Genomic DNA, 16,829 nt, shown 5'->3' on the forward strand with positions numbered 1-16,829 from the left:
TCGTTTACCGACCGTGTCCGGAGCGCCCGTCATGTTCCGGAGTCGGTACGGAGGACGAGTGGCAGGGCGAGTGGTGGTCGGGGACCTGAGGGTTCAGCAGATCGAGCGGAAGGACGGGCGGCGGTCGTGGACGATCGTGTGGCCCGAGGGCAGTCTTCACGCGGAGGCGGACCGGTTCCTGCGCGTGCACGACGGGTCAGGGACGCAGAGGACCTACGCGTACTACCTGGTGGACCACCTGCGGTGGCTGGAGCGCGAGTGCCTGGCCTTCGAGAAGGTCGTGCTGCGAGACCTTGAGCGCTACATGGGCATCGTCGGCGCCGAGGTCCTCATGCCGCTCGGAGAGCCGTGGCGAACCGGCAAGCGCCCCTACGGTCGCTCGGCGCTGTCGACCGCGGCGGCCTGCCTGAAGGGCTTCTACTTGCACCAGTCGTCCTTGGGCGTGAACGGGGAACTCGGCAAGAAGCTCGACACCTCGCGGCTGCCCACGCGCGCGGACCGGCGCCGCGCGTTCCTGGGGCACGTGAAGAACTCCCTGCCCACCAACCCGCTCGCGCCGACGCGGCCGCGCCGTCGGCACCCGAAGATGCTCCCCGACGGTGCACGGGACAAGCTCCTGGCGGTGGTGAACGCCGCCCGCGACCGGCTGGTGGTGACCTGGCTGGCCGACGGCGGCCTGCGGATCGGCGAGCTCTGCGGGCTGCACCTGGTGGACCTGCACCTACGGGAGAACGCAGCCTGCGGGGAGTGCCGCGCCCCGCACGTCCACGTCTGCCACCGCCCCGGCAACCCGAACCGCGCCGAGGCAAAGACCAAGCTCCCCTGGCGCATCGACGGCAGCACAGTGACCGGCGGACTGATCAAGCGAGTCAGCCCGGCGATGGTGCACACCTATTTCGAGTACCTCACCGGCGGCGAGTACCCGCGCGAAACCGCCGGGCACGGCATGCTCTTGATCCAGCTCCACGGCAAGAACTCGGGGCAGCCATGGGCGCCGGTCGGGGCCCGCCGGATGCTCGGCCGCGCCGGGAAGCGCGCCGGGCTCGGCGTCGTGAAGCCCCATGCCTTCCGCCACAACTTCACTTCGGCGGTGCTCGACGCGGCCGGTGGCAACCTGCTGATCGCCCGGGACGCCGGTGGCTGGGCCTCGGCCGCGATGGTCGACGAGGTCTACGGGCATGTCGACATCCACGACCATGCCTTCGACGCCGCCCTGCGCACGGTCTGGGGTGGCGCCCAGTGACCGCGCCCTCCCTCCTTCCCCGGCAGGATGCCCGCACGCAACGGGACCGGCTGGAGGTGCTCACCGTGCTGATCAACGGGCCCGAGTTCGACCCGGTACTGCGTGGCGGGGTCCTGAAGATCCCGCCGACCCACCCGGTTTATCCGTGGAGCTGCACGGTCCCCGACTGCGCACGGCCGCGCTGGCAGCGCTACGCGATGTGCTCGGTGCACGCCGGCCAGTGGCAGGAGGCAGAGGCCAGCGGGATGAGCCGGGCCCAGTTCCTGCGCGGGGCAGAGCCGCTGGCGGCGTCCGACGTCCCGGAGGAGATGATGTGCCGGATCTGCCCGCAGCGACCGGCCTTCAGCCTGCGCCTGGTGCTGTGCTTCCGCCACCGCAACCGGTGGCTGGGCTACCTGAAGCGGCACCCCGGCGCCAGCGAGGAAGACGGGCAGTTCGAGCGGTGGCTGGCCGATCAGCAGCCCTGCCCGGGCTACGGCGAGTGCCGCACGGAGGTGTGCGACGAACTGGCCTCCTCGCCGCTGGGGTTGTGCGGCGCGCACGAGCGCGGCTACATCCGGGCCGGGCGTCCGGGCGGAGCCCGGCTGCCCAAGAACTACTTCGCCACCTTCGAGCGGCAGGACCGACCTGTCCCCATCTCCATCGACGACCAGATCGCCTTCCGCTCCTGGTGCCGCGCGCAGTTGCCGGTGCACCGCACCGGGCGGATCTACCTGCGCGGCCTGCGGCCCCTACTGCGGGCCGAGTTCCAATGGGGCATGTATGCCCACCGCCTGCAGCCCACCGCCGTGTGGAACTTGACGTGGGTGCAGTCGCTCGCGGACGAGTGCCAGCGTCGCGACGTGGCGTCCCTGGCCGGCCTGGACCCCTCCGACTTCCACCGCGACTACCACCAGCGCATGGTCCAGGAGATGCAGGAAGCCCTGCGGAAGGTCTACTTCAGCCCCTCCGACACCCGCGATGCCGGCTACATCGAGACCGAGCACTTCGGAGTGCGCTTCCCCCACCGCTCCAGCTACATCGACCTGACCTGCGTCTCCCAGCGGTGGCTGCGCGACCTGCTGTGGGACCATATCGCCGACGTGCTGCGCTCGCCCTCCTGCCCGCGCAGCGCCCAGCCGGTGGACTACCAACGCCGCGCGGGCGCCGAGCTGAGCGCGTTCCTGGAGGCCGAGGCACCGGACGGCGGCCACGATCCCCGGGCACTGCGCGAGGAACACGCCCACCGCTTCGTCGCTGACCTGCGCAACCGCGAACGTCTCGGCCTTGCCTTCCGCGGCCAGGCCCGCCTGAACGGCAAGAAGTCGAAGGTCACCGAGAACATGCGTCGGCTGGTGCTCAACTACGGCCGGTCCGTGCTGCGCGGCGCGCTGGACAACGGCAGCGCCGAGCGAATCGGCTTGAACCGCGCCTTCATCACCGCCATGCCGGTCGGCGGCCCGGGTACGCCCCGCAGCCGCAACCCCTTCCCCGACGAGGTGGCCCGCGCTCTCGCGGACGAGAGCAACCTGCGGCAGCTCGCCGAAGACCACGACCCGCACGACCGCGGCCTGCGGGATATGTGGGAGGCCATCATCATCACCGGCCGGCGCGCCAACGAGGTCATCCAGCTCCACCTGGACTGCATCGGCCGCTACGGCGGGATGCCCGTGCTCTGGCACGACCAGACCAAGGTCGGCAACCTGAACGCGGCCATCCGCATCCCCGACCGGCTCATGGACCGCCTTGAAGAACGCCGCCGCAAGACCCTGGCCCGCTTCGCCGACCGCCACGCGGGCCGCGCCCCCACCCCCGCCGAGCGCGTCCACCTGGCCCTGTTCCCCACCGACATGCTCAACCCCGACGGCCATCGCGCCCTGTCCTACACCTGGTTCCATACCGGCCTGCGCAACTGGATCACCGACCTCGACCTGGGCGGCCATTACGTCGCCCACCAAGCCCGGCACACGCTGGCAACCCGGCTACTGCGGGCCGGGGCCAGCCTGACCCACATCCGCCGATATATGGGACAGGTCAGTGATCGAATGGCGGAGCATTACGTCCACCTGACCCAGTCCGACCTCGACGACGTACTCCAGCGCGTCTGGGTCGCCGGCCCCGGCACCGCCAACCCCGGCGAACTCCTGGCCGGGATCGCCGCACCACTCACCCGCGAGCAGGCCCAGGCCCTGGCGATCGACCTCTCGCGCCGCAGCACCCCGGCCGAGGGCGGGTTCTGCACCTTCCAGCCCGTCGTCGAGGGAGGCGCCTGCCCCTGGAACCTGGACTGCCACAACTGCGACAAGTTCGTCCTGTCGGGGGCCGACCTCCTCTACTGGCGTCGCAAGCGCGAACAGTGGCGGCTCCTGGCCGAGGGCGCCCCCGACGACGCCACCGCCGACTACCTCCACCGCTACTTCGAACCCACCGCCCGCGCCATCGACGGTCTGGAAAGCGCCCTGGCCGGCCTCGGCCTCCTCGACGATGCCCTCGCCCTGGACCTGCGCAAACCCCAGGACTACTTCCACCGCGTGTGGTCCACCGCCTTTCGCGCCACCGACCTCGCCGAGCCCGTCGGCGACGAACAGGCCCAGGCCGAAGACACCACCGACGAACAGGAGCAATGCGCGTGACCACCACCGTCCCCGACCCGCGCACGGCCGCCGCCCTCGCCGCCCGCCACCGCACAACCGAGGCTGCCCTCGGACGGGTCCGCGACGCCATCACCCGGCTCCGCCGCGAGAAGACCCAGCTCAGCGTCGCCGCCGTCGCCCGCCGCGCCAACGTCTCCCGCACCTTCCTCTACGACCACCCCGACGCCAGAGCCGCGGTCGCCACCGCCACGGCCGAAGCCGGCGAACGCCGGGCCCAGCTGGTCACCGACCAGGACGAGGCACGCGAGGCGACCTGGCGCGAACGGGCCCTCAACGCCGAGGACGCCCTCAAAGCCGCCCATGCCGAGATCCTCACCCAGCGCACGCGCATCGGCGAACTCATAGGACAGGTCCGCGACTTGGAAGCCGAATGGACCCAGGAGGCCATCCAGCGGATCACCACGGAGAACACCACCCTCAAGCAACGCGTCCGCCAGCTCACCGCCGACAACCGGTCCTTCGACGAACGCCTCAAGGCCGCCCGCTCCAACCTGCGCTTCCAGGACCGCCGCGTCGCCGACCTCGAAGCCCAGGTCGCCGCCACCTGACCGCCCAAGGAGTGCCGCTCAATCAGGTCTGTTGACCAGGGAAACCCTTGGTCAACGACCGTGCGGTATGCCAGGCTCCGGGATATGGAGCCCCACAACGAGCAGGCAGCAGGCGAGGTCCTGCATCAACGCGGCTGGCGCAAGGCGTTCACCGTCCAGGAGATGGTCGACAAGTGGGCCTGGCTCGTGGGCAAGGTCGAGGACGGTTACGACGACATGGTCGAGGAGTACACCAACGACCTCTACAGCCGGAACTGGCTCCACGAGGCATGGCCGATCCTGGCTGAACGCGTGATCGTGCTCTGGACTCCGTTTGGCCAATCGCTCCGCTCCGCAGGCGCCATCGACTGGCCCCCATTTCACCAGTAGTCGCTAGAACGCTAAGCGGCTTTGGTGAAGCCCTCAGCTGATCATCGAAAGCAGATCTGTTGACGGGCCAGTGTCCGGCTGGGACCAACTTGGGGACCGCGCACCTAAAGCGCACCGCACATCACCAGGACCGCCTAGTCCAGAGTTCGAGGCAGTCCATTGGCAATATTGTCCACAGTTGACCCAATCGAAGTGGTCACACTTTCGACAGCCGTTGCCGCGCCAGTAAGTAGCGTGATGAATCGCCGCAGCGTCATATAGTGGCTTGCACGCTTAAACTTTCTCTCATATTTTGCGCAGACCGCATCGATCTCATCCTCTACCGTACGAAGGTCTCCGAGTAGAGAATTGCGGCTCAATTTTCGATCAATCCGCACCACCCGGGAGTCAAGTTCTTCGATTTCAATCTCGACTTTCCGTCGTATTTTGCCAGCTTTAACTACTTCACGGAATGCCGCGTGAACAGGAGGGTCCAGTATTGCAGCCGCCGCAGCAGTCCGAGTTGCTGGCAGGACAGGCAGCGGCCGTTTGTCTTTATGATGCAAGCCCAGGTATCGGAAGAGATGGTGCGCCGCACTCGGATCGATTCCCCTGATCACCTGGTCTAGGCCGTAACTCGATGAGGCGGCGGCAGCCGCCATGAGCCCCCGTGCGGCGCTCGCATGGTGGATTTGGAGGTCCGCCTCCATTCTAGCTCTTCGCACCATAATTCCCTGTCGCTCTGCTATTAGAGCAGGAATTTTCAGCATACTGAACCGATTGATCATACTTGCCACGCGGTCAAGATCATTGAAAAGCTCACGAATCGCTGCAAGGCTTGCGCTCCCCTTGGTCTGGATCACGAAGGGAGTTAGGTCGTCACGGATGACGAATACTAGGAACGGCGGTTCCGTGTCGTCGAGTTGGAAATATTCGACGATCTCGCCAGAGATAGCCTGCGAACGCAGCAGTACTTCATCGCGCACATACGCGGGGATCATTTCCGCCCGGGCCGGGTTAACTCGCCGCCAGTTGCGCCACTGCGCAGGCATGTTGTGCACATTGATCAACCCTGGGACGAATAGATAGTCTGACCAATCGGGAGTTCGAGCTCGCAACTCGTCCATGGTTGCCCGGCTGGAGAAGAGGCAAAATGCTATTTCTCTCAATTGGGGACTAATTACCCCTCTCGCATTAAATAGGTCACTCAGCAGTTTTTCGTCTTCTGGATCCTTGGGTACGAATAAGCAGAGTATCTTCTCTGAATTCGCGTTCGCATTGAACCACTCGATCAGGTCACTGATCGCCCCTGCGGCAAAATACATGATCTCTCCGCCCAAATAGCGACAGGCTCAACTCGTCCAACTGGACGGCTCTCACACTAGCGCTAAGCGGTCTTGGCGATGTGCGGTTCGCTTTGGGTGGGTGATCCAGCAGATCCACAAGTCGGTCCCGTCCGGGCACTGACCCTTCAACAGATCTGCGTCCGACGATCAGCAGAGGACGTCACCGCGGCCGCTTAGGCGTAATCATTGGGCGGTCTGGGCAAGGGATGCGGAACACTTCACAGGTGATCGTGATGCAGCCCGTCCTGGAGATCTACATGCCCGACGGCTTCGTCCTCTGGCCCGTCGCCGAGATCGAGCCGTTCAGCCACCTGCCGCTGAGCGACGGACTTCCCCTACCGAGGTCGGGACAGCGGTGCCTTCCTAAACGGACTGCTGACCTTCGACGACCTCTTCGCAGCCGGCGGCTTGCGGGTCACGGACAGCTCCACGGGCACCACGTTCCGCCCCGGCTGCTCCAACGGGCTGGAGGATTGGCATGACTGGCGCAAAGTCGTCGACGGCAGCGGCCATGCGTCCTTCGGCCACGACCCCGACGCGCTCGCCGAGCGACTTGGCGACACCGTTCGGCTGACCGTCAACGCCGAGCAGAGCGACAGCCCGGTGATCGAATTGACTGTCACCGAGCTCCGCCATCTGCTCGGCGGTGCCGAGCAAGACCTGAACAGCTTCCTGGCGCTTGCCGCCAACTGGGCGTCTCAGTACCTACCTGCCCACTCCACCGCTGTCACCGCCGCCCTCGCGCGCGTCCTCGCTCTGCCCGCGCTGACCGTGCCTACGCCTCGGTGAGCATTTTCACGTGGACTCAGCTGGGAACGTCGGCTACGCCGACTGCAGGCCAACATCGGAGCGTCCGGACAACCGAGACCACTCGGACGAGGGACAGCATCGAACCCAACCCGCCGTCACAGACATGTAGTCTATGGATTGTCGCAGTTCAGAGCCGGTATCCGAGCTCCTGCGGTCGGTAAAGTGGAGTTCAAGCGCGGTGTGGATGCCGGGGTGGTGACGCAGGCCATGTTCTACGTGGCCTGGCTGAAATCGGCGCGGCTGGAGTTCGAGGCTCTGGTGCGTGAGCGGCTCGGCGAAAAGGCTGCGGCGGCGGTTGACTGGCGTCGGCCTCGGGCGGTGTGCGTCGCGGCCGGCTTCTCCAACCATGACCGGGTCATGGTCCAGGAGCGTCGCGAGCCGGTGGACTTGGTGCGCTACCGGGTGTTCGACGACGGCGGGGAGGGGCTGCTGGCGCTGCATCTGGTGGACTCCGTTTCGTGGGTCGCGGCGGCGGACGAGGTCGAGCAGCCCGTGTCTGAGGGGATCGCCGAGGTTGCGGCCGGGGCTGCGGTGGGTGTCCCGGAGGTGGTGGCGGTGCCGGAGTGCCTGCGGGAGCTGTACGGGGAGGTGGACGAGGCTCTGTCGGCGTGGGGTGAGGTGGAGGTGGTGCCGCTGCGGCACTACATCGCCTACCGGAGGATGCGGAACCTGGGTTCCGTGTTGTTCCGGCCCTCGCTGGGGCACGTGCTGGTGACCCTGCGGCTGGACCCGGACACCGTGGAGTTGGTGGAGGGGTTCACCCGGGATCTGCGCGGGATCGGTCACCTGGGCACGGGGGACCTGGAGGTGAAGGTCGCCTCGGTGGAGGACGTGGAGCGGGCGGCGCCGCTGTTCCGGCGGGCGTTCGAGGCGGCCTGACGAGGAGCCGGGGGCGGTCGGTGCGGCGGACGGGTTCCGCCGCACCGACCGCCCCTCGTGCGTCTGCGGCCCGTCGGTGGCTTGGCGGTGGGGGTCATGCGTCGGCTTCGGGGCCGGCGAGGACGTAGTCGTCTCGGTGCAGTTCCGTGCGCAGGCGGTTCTCGGCGATGTCGGCGTAGTGGGTGGAGAGTTCGACGCCGATGAAGTTCCGGCCCTCGCGCAGGGCGGCCACGCCCGTGGTGCCGGAGCCGGTGAAGGGGTCCAGGACGGTGCCGCTTTCGGGGCAGATCTGGACGAGCTGCTGCATGACCTCGACGGGCTTCTGGGTGATGTGGACGCGGCCCTTGCGGGGCTGGGAGGCGATGAAGTGGCCGGGGAGGTAGAGGTCGCGGTCCTTGTCGAGGGTGCCCTTGACACCCCAGACGATCAGCTCGGCGCTCTGCTTGAAGCCGCCCTTGCGGGGACGGCTGGCGGGCTTGATCCAGGGGATGGTGCCCGACCAGGTCCATCCGGCCATCTGCAGGGCGTCGGAGGTGGTGGGCTCCTGGCGCCAGTCGGTGAAGACCATCGCCACCGTGTGCTCGACCGCGGCCCGGTACGCCTCGGTCAGCAGGGCGGTCAGCCAGGAGCGGTAGCCGCGCTGGTCGCGGTTCTCGCCGGGGAAGTTCTGCAGGTCGTGGGCGGCATCCCCGCTGGTGTACTTCGCGCGGGCGGTGCGGGCGGTGCGCTCGCTGCTGGTGCGCCCGCCGGAGTTGTAGGGCGGGTCGGTGATGACGGCGTGGATGCTCTCGTCGGGGATGGTCTTGAGCACGGTGAGGGCGTCGCCTCGGTGCAGGGTGTAGTTCACGGCGGAGCCTCGAATCAGGGCGTGGGGAACGAAGGACCGCACACCGGTGAGCAGCCCGATGAGGGCTGTTCCGGAGGGGGTTGTGTGGACATTAGCCGCGATCTCCGGCCGGACCTAACGAGCATCGGCCGCCCGCTCCCTGGCGCTGGGGGTCGTTTGGTGCGGCCGGAATCCGCGTCTAATGTCTCGGTCATCAGCACGGCGGAGCCCAGCTCCACCCCCGCTGAGCTGTGCTTTCCCCCGCCGTCGCCGCTGTGCACGGCGCGCGGGGAGCGCGGTGTCCATCCGGTCCGAGGCGTGCGGGGAGTTGCGGTGTTCCACCTGAGATTACGAGCGCGGCCGGCTGCCGCGCACGACTTCTGACCGGCGTCCGGGAGCTACCAACTCCCCGGTGACGCCCGGGTCCGCCCCTCGGGCGGAGTCACGTCGGCGCGGTGCCGGCGGCCTTTCCACGAGATGCCGGCACCGCGCCTCCTACCACCACCTGCAAGGAGGCGGCGATGCCGCACGCCCTGATACACCCCCGCCCCGACCCGCTCGCCCCTCGGCGTCTTCGCCGTGGTGAGCGGCGGCGGCGATGAAGAAGACCCTGGCCGGGCTGACCCTGGTGGCTTGCGGTCCGCTGCTGCTGGCGGCTCCGGTGCTGTTCGCGTCCTCCGGGGTCGCCGCCGCCTCGTGCGCCAGCGGTGCACAGGCTGTGGATACCTCGGCGGTCGCCGCCGAGGTGCAGCAGATCCTGGCCGGCGGCAAGGCCAGCGGGGTCTCGGTGCCGGGCCTGGACGACCCGTCGGTCCAGCTGCCCAACGCCGTGACGATCACCGCCACCGGCCTGGCCCTGCACGTCCCGGCGCGCGGACAGGTGGTGGCGCTGGCAACAGCACTGCAGGAGAGCGGCCTTCGGAACCTGGACTCCGGTGACCGCGACTCGCTGGGGCTGTTCCAGCAGCGGCCTTCGCAGGGGTGGGGGTCGGCGGAGCAGATCATGCAGCCCGTGTACGCCTCCACCCGCTTCTACCAGGCCCTGCTGCAGGTGCCCGGCTGGCAGTCGCTGACCGTCACTCAGGCCGCCCAGGCGGTGCAGCAGTCCGCCTACCCGGACGCCTACGCCAAGTGGGAGCCGCTGGCCACCGCTCTCCAGCAGGCCATCGCACCGAGGCTGTCGGCCGACACCGGAACCACCCCGAGCCCTTCGGCCTCAGCCTCCGCGAGCGGTTCCCCCTCGCCGACCGCGTCAGCGGGTGCCACGGCGTCGACCGCCTCGGTCGGCGGCTGTGCGACGGACGACGACGGGTCGGGCTTCGGCCCCATCCCCGCCGGCAGCGTGCCGTCGGGCTACACCATCCCCGCCACCGCGCCGGCGCAGGTGCAGACCGCGCTCCGCTGGGCGATGGGGCAGCTGGGCACCGAGTACCAGTGGGGCGGGGACTGCACCAACCCGCACGGCTCGGACGCGATGGGTCGCTGCGACTGCTCCTCGCTGGTCCAGCAGGCGTACCGGGCAGCCGGGGTCACGCTGGAGCGCACCACGTTCCAGCAGGTCACCGAGGGCACCGCGGTCTCGGTCGACGCGCTGCAGCCCGGTGACCTGGTCTTCACTGCCGGGACCGACGGCACGGCCGCCGAGCCGGGTCACGTCGGGATCTACATGGGGTCCGGGTTGATCATCAACGCGCCGCACACCGGCGCGGTGGTCTCCATCGACACCCTGGCCTCCTGGAAATCCGAGATCGTGGCCGCGCGCCGAGTCGTCTGACCAGCCCTTTCCCTCTTCTCTCCCTACCCCGCGCTGCTACCGGGCTGCTCCCGCACGCCCTGAACCGACACGGAGCTCCTCCATGCCTTCCCCGCTCCTCCTGCGCTCCCTGAGAGCCGCGGCACGCCGGGTCCTTGCACCGGCCCACGCCCCCATGCCGCCTTCTCAGCACTTCCCCCGGGCCGCTACGCCGTGCCCGGGGACGAACTGGAGCTACCGTGTCCTCCCTCTCCACCCACCTGGTCCACCTGGCCTACAACCCCGGCGTCTCCCCGTCCGACGGGGGCCTCCCGGGCTTGTCCGTCCTGAAGTCCGTGATGGGCAGCATCAACCTGTTCGGCATCATCCTGGCCGTCGGCGCGCTGGCCGTCAGTGCCGTGGTGTGGGCCTGGGGCCATCACAGCGGCGGCCCGCAGGCCGAGGCCAACGGCAAGAAGGGCGTCCTGGTCGCCTCCGGTGTCGCCCTCCTCCTGGGCGCCGCGAACGGTCTGGTCACGTTCTTCTCCGCGCTCGGCACGCAGGTGAAGTGACCATGCAGAAATGTTCTCTCAACCCTCGCGGCCCCGGCTTGCGGCTGCTGGCCGGTGCCGTCGTCCTGGTGGTGCTCGCGTGCGTGGCCGGTCTGATCGGCTACGCCACCCGCAGCCACCGCAGCACGGCCAAGGGCACCGCTGCGGCTGCGAGTTCACCGGCGGCCCCGGCTGCCGCGCCCAGTGGTTCCGCGTCGGCGGCTTCGGCCGCCGGCGCGGCCCGGGGCCGACTGCCCGTGCAGCCCGCGACCGACGACCCGGTCGCCTACGCGCAGGCTGCGGCGCTCGCGCTGTGGTCCTACGACACCCGCGCCTACTCCCAGCCGCAGCTGGTCACCGCGCTGAATGGCTGGCTGACGGCGGAGAAGCAGTACGCGGACAAGGACTCGGTCGATTCGCTCATCCCTTCCGCGCAGACCTGGGAGGGGATGGCGGCCCAGGGCCAGTTCGCCACCGCCACGGTCGCCAAGGCCGCCTATCCGCAGGCGTTCACGCAGGCCATGGCCGCCGACCCCGGCGCGATCACCCAGGCGTACGTGTACGCGGTGACGGTGACCGGCACGCAGACCATCGGCTGGAACGGCGCTCCGAGGGGCGGCGTGCAGGGCATGTCGATCACCCTGGCCGTCCAGTGCCGCCCGCACTCCATCTGCGCCCTGGCCGGCGTGCTTCCCGCCCCCGCCCCGTGACCATCCACCGAACCGAGAGGAGGTAACCCCTCATGGGAGTGTGCTCCCTGCCCCTGATGGGCACCGTCTGCGACGCCGTGGACTTCGCCAACAACCCGGCTGGCGCCATCACCAACGGCATCGGCGCGTGGATCGCCGAGTCGCTGGGCGACCTCGCGGCCAGCGGCGCGGACCTCGCGGCGAAGGCCGTCAACGCGACCACCGCCATCGACCTGAACGCCCCGTGGTTCAGGAACAACTACGAGATGATCATGCCGATCGGGCTGGTGCTCGTCGTGGGAACGCTGTGTCTGCAACTGGTCCTCGCCGCCTGGAGGCGCGACGAGCGGGCGCTGGCCCAAGCGCTCTACGGCACGGTCACCGGCGTGTTCTTCATGTTCTGCGCCGTCTCCTTCACCGCCGTCGCCGTGACTGTGGTCGATGCCTTGTCCAACGGCCTGTTCTCCATGGCCGGCACCTCGATCAGCTCCGCGGTACGCCGGATCATCGACGTCTCCGAGCTGGGACCGATGTTTCAACTCGGCTGGGCGATCCCCTCGTTCGTGGCGCTGGGCTGCGCGATCGGGGCGTTCATGTACTGGGCGGTCATGGTCGCCCGCAAGGTCGGCGTGCTCGTCCTGGTCACCCTGGCGGTGTTCGCTGCGGCCGGCGGCGGCTGGGACGCGGCTAAGCGCTGGCGGCGCGGCTGGATCGAGGCAACCGCCACGCTGGTCTTCAGCAAGCTCGTGATGACCATCGTGTTCCTGCTCGGCGTCTCCGCCATGGGCAACACCAGCTCCAGCGACGGCCTGTCCGCGCTCTCGGACGCACTGGCCGGGCTGACCATCATGGTGATGATCCTGCTGTGCCCGTACGCGGTCTACAAGTTCGTGCACTGGGCCAGCGAGGGCGGCGGTCATGACGACCTGCACCGCGGCGGCGTCGCCGGCGTCGCTACCGCAGTCGGCGCGGCGAAGACCGCCGGGAGCCTGGCGATGCAGGCCGGCCTGGGCAAGCCCGCAGGCCCGGCGAAGATCCCCGGCGCTGGCGCCGACGGCCTGGCCTCGGGCATCGACCCCGCCGGCAGCAGGCTCAGCAAGGAGGGCATCGACCCCGGACCCGAGACCACCCCGAGCAGGTTCCGTTTCGGCGAGACCCGCAGCGACGGCGACCGCGGCTTCCCCCTGGTCAACCGCCCTGGCATCCCGGCGCTGATCACCCGCCGCAGCGACGACAGCGGCGGGGGCTCCAGCGAGGTCGGCGGCGCCACCGGCTCTGCACAGGCTGCCGTATCCGCGAGTCCTCCCAGCGCTCCGGCTGCTCAAACCGGGTCCGGCGCTGCGCCGATCCCGCCCGCGATCGGACCGGAGGCGCCGCCCGCTTTCGGCGGACCGACTCCGGCACGCTGGGTCTTTCCCCAGCAACCGCCCAGCGACTGACCACCGCAACCATCGTGGGGGCGGGATGCGCCCCGCTACCCGCCCCCACACCCGCACACCCCTACCTCTGCACCCCGTTTGGGAGATCGCTATGGACCTGAGACGACGCTGCCGCTCGCCGCCCCCTGCTCGTCACCAGCGTCTGGAACCGCCATGCCCGACCCCACCCCGGCCGCCTCCTCCCCGGCCGCCGTGAAGTTCCCCCACCGCAGCAAGCGCGGCCTGCTGCTCGGCCTGACCGCCCCTCAGCTGCTGCTCGCCGCCCTGTCCGGGCTGCTGCTGTTCGCCGTCGTCGCCACCCGCGGCATCCCCGCCGCCCTGGTCCTGACCCCCTTCTGGGCAGCACTGGCGCTGGCGGTCTTCGCCCGCTACCGCAGCCGGTCGCTACCCGACCTCGCCCCCGTCTACGCCCGCTACCTGCTGCGCCGGGCGCGCGGGCAACTGCTGTGGCTAGCGCGGCCCTCGCAGCGGCCGGTGCGCGAGGGGCTGCTGCACCTGCCCGGCACCGCCGCCAGCCTGCGCGTGGTCACCGCCCCCGACCGCCGCTACGCCGCCGTCCATAATCCGCACACCGGCACCCTGACCGCCGTCGTCAAGGTCAGCAGCCGCGCGTTCGCGCTGCTGGACTCCGACACCCAGAACGGCAACGTCGCCGGATGGGGCCGGGCGCTGGCGGCGCTGGCCCGCACCGGGCACGTCGCCCGCATCCAGGTCATCGAGCGCACCGTCCCCGACTCCGGCGACGGCCTGCGCCGATACTGGGCCGAGCACGGCAACCCCGACGCCCCCGTCGCCGGGAAGATCTACGACGACCTGGTGCGCACCGCCGGCCCCGCCGCCGCCCCGCACGAGGCGTACATCGCGGTGGCGCTGGACACCCGCGCCGCCCGGCGGCTGATCAACCAGGCCGGCGGCGGCCTCACCGGAGCGTTCAGCGTGCTGGCGCAGCTGACCTCCGCGCTGGACCAGGCCGCGCGCACCGCTGGGCTGACCCCGGGTGGCTGGCTGTCTGCCGGGGAGATCGCCGCCGTGGTGCGCACCGCCTACGACCCCAAGGCGCTCGCCGCGCTGACCGGCTGGTCCGCCACCGGCCGCCCCACCGCGGCACCTGCCGCCGCCGGGCCGGTGGTGGTGGTCGAGAAGGCGGACCACATCGCCACCGACTCCGCCGTACACGCCACCTACTGGGTCGAGGACTGGCCGCGCACCGAGACCTCCGCTGGGTTCCTGCACCCGCTGCTGTTCACCGCCGGCTCGCGCCGCACGCTCTCGCTGTCCTACCAGCCCAAGAGCCTGGACGCCGCGCTGCGCGACGTGCAGCGCAAGAAGGCCGGCGTGATCGCCGACGCCGCCGAGCGGGCGCGGCGCGGGCGGGTGGAGTCGGAGGCCGACTCCATCGAGTATCAGGACATCAAGCTGCGCGAGCGGCAGCTGATCGCCGGCCACGCCGACGTCGCCCTGACCGGCCTGCTCACTGTCTCCGCCGACACCGAGGACCAGCTGCGGGCCTCGTGCGCGGCGGTGGAGACCGCGGCCGTCGGCGCCCAGGTCGACCTGCGCCCGCTGACCTGGCAGCAGGGCGAAGCGTTCACCGCCGCCGCCCTCCCCCTCGCCCTCGCCGTCTGACCCCCACCTCGCCACTCGCTTCGGAAGGAGCACCGTCATGTCCCGCACCACCGACTCCGCGCAGGACTTCGTGCCCTTCGCCACCGCCGCCCTCGACTTCCACCGCGCGCTGAACGTCCCCGCAGGTCCGCTTGTCGCCAGCCGCGCCGAACTGGACTGCCTGCACGAGCACCTGGTCTCCCTGCACGGCCTGCTCGACGCCCACACCGCCCGCACCGCCGCCGTCGCCGAGATCGAGGGCGAGCAACTGCGGGCCGCGCGCACCCGGGTGTGGATGGCAGCCGACCACGTCCACGCCGCCTACCACGCCGCCCCGCACACCCCCGGCGGCGAACCTCCGGCCAGGGAGGCGTGCCGGGTCGGGCTGCCCGAGGGCGCGCCGGAGCTGACGATCTGCCAGCGCCACCAGCGCACCGCCCTGCTGGTGCGCCGGCAGACCACCCCGGCCGAGCTGCACGCCCCCTACACCGGCCTCGTCCAGCGCTGACGCGCGCCCGAACCCCTGCACGGAGAAACGTTCATGCATCACGACCGCGCCAGTGCCTCCCCGCTGTTCACGCCCCGCAAGACCAGCCGCGCGCAGCAGCGCGCGGCCCGCGCCGACTACGCCGCAGCCCGCCGCAAGGCCCGCCTGATCCCCACCAGTACCCGCCCGGCCGCCGAGCGGCAGGTCGAGGACGTCGAGCTGCGGGCGCAGTACCCCGCCGCCGGGCGGCCGGGGCCGGCCTCGGCGCGCGGCGGCCGACTGCGGCTGCCGCCGCACCGGATGACCACCGCCGTCGCCGCCGGCGCGTACCCCTTCCTTGCCGAAGGCGGTCTGGGCTCGGACGGGATCTTCATCGGGCGCGACGTCCACGCCGAGGCGGCTTTCACGTTCGACCCGTTCGCGCTCTACAGCAGCGGGCGCGTCGAGGGGTTCACTAACCCCAACGCGGTCCTGGCCGGGATCATCGGCATGGGCAAGTCCGCCCTGGCCAAGTCAATTGCCACCCGCGCCATCGCGCACGGCTACCGCGTCTATGTGCCGAGCGACCCTAAAGGCGAGTGGACCGAGCTGGCGCTGGCGCTGGGCGGTTCCAGCATCGCGCTCGGCCCCGGCCTGCCGGGCCGGATCAACCCGCTGGACGCGCCGCCGCGCCCCTCGTCGGTGGCCGAGGAGGACTGGGCGGGCGAGGTCCGCAAGCGCCGCCTGCTGCTCTTGGCGTCGCTGGCGCGCACCGTGCTGGGCCGCGACCTGCTGCCCGTCGAGCACACTGCCCTCGACGTCGCCCTGGACCATGCCGTCACCACAACCGCAGCCGCCAGCTCGGTGCCGCTGCTGGGCGACGTCGCCCAGGCCCTCGGTGATCACGCCGGGCTGGACCGGGCGCTGGGCGACCACGGCGGACGCATCGGCGAGGCCGCCCAGGACCTCGCCCACGCACTGCGCCGGCTGGTCCACGGCGACTTGTCCGGCATGTTCGACGCTCCCTCGACCGTGACGTTCGATCCGACCTTGCCGATGTTGTCGATCGACCTGTCGCGGCTGGGCACCACGGGCGATGACACGGCGCTGGTGCTGGCGATGACCTGCGCCAGCGCGTGGATGGAGTCCGCGCTCGCCGACCCCGACGGCGGGCGGCGCTGGGTGATCTACGACGAGGCGTGGCGGCTGATGCGGCACGTCGGCTTGCTCATGCGCATGCAGCAGCAGTGGAAGCTGGCTCGCGGCCTGGGCATCGCCAACCTCATGGTCATCCACCGCCTGTCCGACCTGCTCAGCGCGGGCGACGCCGGCTCGCGCGGCCGGGTCCTGGCCGAGGGACTGCTGGCGGACTGCTCGACCCGGATCATCTACCGCCAGGAACCCGACCAGCTCACCGCCGCCGCCTCCCTCCTGGGCCTGACCGGCGTCGAGACCCAGGCAGTCGCCGCACTGCCCAAGGGCCGCGGCCTGTGGAAGGTCGCCGGACGCAGCTTCGTCGTCCAGCACCTGCTCCATCCCACCGAGCGCGCCCTGTTCGACACCGACGCCCGCATGAACGCGAACCCGCGCGGGTTCACGAATACTGACGAAACTTCACCCCGAGTGAAGCCGGGCGGTGGGACGCGATGAGCTTCGACACCTCCCTGGCCGAAACGGCCGCCCCGGAGCCGGACGTCGCCTTCGCGCAGCACCC

General features: G+C 70.1%; 15 protein-coding genes. 13 read left to right on the forward strand and 2 right to left on the reverse strand.

Translation table 11 applies throughout. The features are described 5' to 3' along the window. Positions 1-58 precede the first annotated feature (58 nt). The 4 genes from GXW83_RS28240 (at position 59) to GXW83_RS28255 (ending at position 4,793) form a co-directional block, all read left to right on the forward strand. Positions 59-1,243 carry a tyrosine-type recombinase/integrase gene (locus tag GXW83_RS28240; protein WP_182445873.1) on the forward strand — a complete coding sequence of 395 codons (1,185 nt, stop codon included), beginning with the start codon at positions 59-61 and terminating at the stop codon, positions 1,241-1,243. Continuing rightward, a complete protein-coding gene (locus tag GXW83_RS28245) occupies positions 1,240-3,855 on the forward strand; it encodes a site-specific integrase (protein WP_182445874.1) in 2,616 nt (871 codons plus the stop codon). Before GXW83_RS28240 ends, GXW83_RS28245 begins: the two co-directional genes overlap by 4 nt. Next, on the forward strand, positions 3,852-4,424 hold the full coding sequence (locus tag GXW83_RS28250) for a DUF6262 family protein (protein ID WP_225447298.1): 573 nt from the start codon (positions 3,852-3,854) through the stop codon (positions 4,422-4,424). The genes GXW83_RS28245 and GXW83_RS28250 overlap by 4 nt, the downstream gene beginning before the upstream one ends. A gap of 84 nt (positions 4,425-4,508) precedes the next feature. Continuing rightward, positions 4,509-4,793: a hypothetical protein gene (locus GXW83_RS28255; protein WP_182445876.1), complete on the forward strand. Its 285-nt coding sequence runs from the start codon at positions 4,509-4,511 to the stop codon at positions 4,791-4,793. 134 nt (positions 4,794-4,927) lie between these two features. Here GXW83_RS28255 and GXW83_RS28260 read toward each other — a convergent pair whose 3' ends face one another. Then, positions 4,928-6,097: a hypothetical protein gene (locus tag GXW83_RS28260; RefSeq protein ID WP_182445877.1), complete on the reverse strand. Its 1,170-nt coding sequence runs from the start codon at positions 6,095-6,097 to the stop codon at positions 4,928-4,930. A gap of 429 nt (positions 6,098-6,526) precedes the next feature. Between GXW83_RS28260 and GXW83_RS28265 the strand changes: the two genes are divergently transcribed. Beyond that, entirely contained in the window at positions 6,527-6,907 is a 381-nt protein-coding gene (locus tag GXW83_RS28265; RefSeq protein WP_225447299.1) for a hypothetical protein, read from the forward strand. Positions 6,908-7,090: 183 nt separating this feature from the next. Continuing rightward, entirely contained in the window at positions 7,091-7,807 is a 717-nt protein-coding gene (locus tag GXW83_RS34960) for a DUF5655 domain-containing protein (protein ID WP_255431333.1), read from the forward strand. 94 nt (positions 7,808-7,901) lie between these two features. On the opposite strand, the gene GXW83_RS28275 is transcribed toward GXW83_RS34960, so the two are convergent. Further along, positions 7,902-8,654 carry a site-specific DNA-methyltransferase gene (locus tag GXW83_RS28275; protein ID WP_182445878.1) on the reverse strand — a complete coding sequence of 251 codons (753 nt, stop codon included), beginning with the start codon at positions 8,652-8,654 and terminating at the stop codon, positions 7,902-7,904. A 577-nt stretch (positions 8,655-9,231) separates the two neighbouring features. Between GXW83_RS28275 and GXW83_RS28280 the strand changes: the two genes are divergently transcribed. The 7 genes from GXW83_RS28280 (at position 9,232) to GXW83_RS28310 (ending at position 16,765) form a co-directional block, all read left to right on the forward strand. Next, positions 9,232-10,407: a C40 family peptidase gene (locus tag GXW83_RS28280; RefSeq protein WP_182445879.1), complete on the forward strand. Its 1,176-nt coding sequence runs from the start codon at positions 9,232-9,234 to the stop codon at positions 10,405-10,407. 218 nt (positions 10,408-10,625) lie between these two features. Continuing rightward, on the forward strand, positions 10,626-10,937 hold the full coding sequence (locus GXW83_RS28285; protein WP_182445880.1) for a DUF6112 family protein: 312 nt from the start codon (positions 10,626-10,628) through the stop codon (positions 10,935-10,937). Positions 10,938-10,939: 2 nt separating this feature from the next. After that, positions 10,940-11,626, forward strand: a complete 687-nt coding sequence (locus GXW83_RS28290) for a hypothetical protein (protein WP_182445881.1) — start codon at positions 10,940-10,942, stop codon at positions 11,624-11,626. A gap of 32 nt (positions 11,627-11,658) precedes the next feature. After that, positions 11,659-13,044 (forward strand): ATP-binding protein, encoded by a 1,386-nt coding sequence (locus GXW83_RS28295; protein ID WP_182445882.1) that lies wholly within the window; start codon positions 11,659-11,661, stop codon positions 13,042-13,044. Between the two features lie 153 nt (positions 13,045-13,197). Beyond that, positions 13,198-14,670, forward strand: coding sequence for an SCO6880 family protein (locus tag GXW83_RS28300; protein ID WP_182445883.1), 1,473 nt, complete (start codon positions 13,198-13,200; stop codon positions 14,668-14,670). 37 nt (positions 14,671-14,707) lie between these two features. After that, the gene (locus GXW83_RS28305; RefSeq protein ID WP_182445884.1) at positions 14,708-15,157 is read left to right on the forward strand and encodes a DUF6238 family protein; all 450 of its coding nucleotides are present in this window, start codon (positions 14,708-14,710) and stop codon (positions 15,155-15,157) included. Between the two features lie 33 nt (positions 15,158-15,190). After that, complete coding sequence (locus GXW83_RS28310) at positions 15,191-16,765, forward strand: ATP-binding protein (RefSeq protein WP_182445885.1); 1,575 nt, start codon at positions 15,191-15,193, stop codon at positions 16,763-16,765. Positions 16,766-16,829: the final 64 nt, after the last annotated feature.

Origin of the sequence: Streptacidiphilus sp. PB12-B1b (assembly GCF_014084125.1) — a bacterium.
Taxonomy (GTDB): Bacteria; Actinomycetota; Actinomycetes; order Streptomycetales; family Streptomycetaceae; genus Streptacidiphilus.